Genomic DNA, 2,591 nt, shown 5'->3' on the forward strand with positions numbered 1-2,591 from the left:
TTTCTGATTAAGCCCTCGATCTATTAGTATGAGTAAGCTGAATACATTGCTGCACTTACACCTCTCACCTATCAACCTCGTGTTCTTCAAGGGATCTTACTGACTTACGTCATGGGAAATCTTATCTTAGGGTAGGCTTCACGCTTAGATGCTTTCAGCGTTTATCCTGTCCCAACGTAGCTACCCAGCTATGCTCCTGGCGGAACAACTGGTGCACCAGAGGTTGGTCCATCCCGGTCCTCTCGTACTAAGGACAGCTCCCTTCAAATTTCCTACGCCCGCGACGGATAGGGACCGAACTGTCTCACGACGTTCTGAACCCAGCTCGCGTGCCGCTTTAATGGGCGAACAGCCCAACCCTTGGGACCTACTTCAGCCCCAGGATGCGACGAGCCGACATCGAGGTGCCAAACCTCCCCGTCGATGTGGACTCTTGGGGGAGATTAGCCTGTTATCCCCGAGGTAGCTTTTATCCGTTGAGCGATGGCCCTCCCACGAGGTACCACCGGATCACTAAGCCCGACTTTCGTCCCTGCTCCACCTGTATGTGTCGCAGTCAGGCTCCCTTCTGCCTTTGCACTCTACGAACGATTTCCGACCGTTCTGAGGGAACCTTTGGGCGCCTCCGTTACTTTTTAGGAGGCGACCGCCCCAGTCAAACTGCCCACCTAACAATGTCCCGTGACCAGATCATGGTCTCCGGTTAGAACCTCAATACTGCCAGGGTGGTATCCCAAGGATGACTCCGGAGGACCTGACGATCCTCTTTCCCAGTCTCCCACCTATCCTGTACAGACAATATCGAAATTCAATGCTAAGCTACAGTAAAGCTCTACGGGGTCTTTCCGTCCAATCGCGGGTAGCAAGCATCTTCACTTGCACTACAATTTCGCCGGATTTGTTGTTGAGACAGTGCCCAAGTCATTACGCCATTCGTGCGGGTCAGAACTTACCTGACAAGGAATTTCGCTACCTTAGGACCGTTATAGTTACGGCCGCCGTTTACTGGGGCTTAAGTTCACACCTTCGCTTGCGCTAAGTGATCCCCTTAACCTTCCAGCACCGGGCAGGCGTCAGCCCCTATACTTCAGCTTACGCTTTAGCAGAGACCTGTGTTTTTGCTAAACAGTTGCTTGGGCCATTTCACTGCGGCCGGAGATTCCTCTCCGGCACCCCTTCTCCCGAAGTTACGGGGTTAATTTGCCGAGTTCCTTAACAACAATTCTTCCGATGGTCTTAGGATTCTCTCCTCATCTACCTGTGTCGGTTTGCGGTACGGGCACTATGTCACTCCCTAGAGGCTTTTCTTGGCAGCGTGAAATCAGATACTCGAGGCCCGTGGGCCTCTCCCCGTAACACCTTGAAAGTAGCGGACAGAGGGATTTGCCTCCCTGTCCTTTCTCAGTGCTTGGACGTACAATCCAATCGTACGCACATCTTATCCTCCTGCGTCACCCCTTCGGTCAAACGCTTCATAGTGGTATCGGAATATCAACCGATTGTCCATCACCTACGCCTCTCGGCCTCGGCTTAGGACCCGACTAACCCTGAGCGGACGAACCTTCCTCAGGAAACCTTAGATTTTCGACCTGCGGGATTCTCACCCGCATCTCGCTACTTATGCCAACATTCTCACTTCTGTACCGTCCACCACTCCTTACGGTATGGCTTCAGCCAGTACAGAACGCTCCTCTACCGCGGCACCATGAAGGTGCCACCCGTAGCTTCGGTGATAGATTTTAGCCCCGGACATTTTCGGCGCGGGATCTCTCGACTAGTGAGCTATTACGCACTCTTTTAATGAGTGGCTGCTTCTAAGCCAACATCCTAGTTGTCTTGGAAATCCCACATCCTTTTCCACTTAATCTATACTTGGGGACCTTAGCTGACGGTCTGGGCTTTTTCCCTTTCGACTATGAAACTTATCTTACACAGTCTGACTGCCGGACTAATAGTATATGGCATTCGGAGTTTGATAAGGTTCGGTAAGCGATATGCCCCCTAGCCCATTCAGTGCTCTACCTCCATAACTCATATATCCGACGCTAGCCCTAAAGCTATTTCGAGGAGAACCAGCTATCTCCGGGTTCGATTGGAATTTCTCCGCTATCCACAGCTCATCCCATGATTTTTCAACATCAATTTGGTTCGGTCCTCCACGAGATTTTACTCTCGCTTCAACCTGGCCATGGATAGGTCACCCGGTTTCGGGTCTACGACATGCAACTTGTTGCCCTATTAAGACTCGGTTTCCCTTCGGCTCCGTACCTGAAGTACTTAACCTTGCTACATATCGTAACTCGTTGGCTCGTTCTACAAAAAGCACGCTATCACACTTTCTAATAGTGCTCTAGCCGTTTGTAAGTGCACGGTTTCAGGTTCTATTTCACTCCCCTCCCGGGGTTCTTTTCACCTTTCCCTCACGGTACTGCTTCACTATCGGTCATCAGGTAGTATTTAGCCTTGGGGGGTGGTCCCCCCTGCTTCCCACAAGGTTTCACGTGTCTCGTGGTACTCTGGATCAGTCATTTCCGGTTCATCTCTTTCGCATACGGGACTATTACCCCCTGTGGTCCAGCTTTCCAGCTGTG

1 rRNA gene is annotated in these 2,591 nt (G+C 51.4%); it reads right to left on the bottom strand.

The window, feature by feature from the left end:
* Window positions 1-3: 3 nt before the first annotated feature.
* A 23S ribosomal RNA gene (locus ACHAL6_RS15500) occupies window positions 4-2,591 on the bottom strand; the annotation flags it as partial.

Source organism: Proteiniclasticum sp. C24MP (assembly GCF_043951855.1).
Taxonomy (GTDB): Bacteria; Bacillota; Clostridia; order Clostridiales; family Clostridiaceae; genus Proteiniclasticum.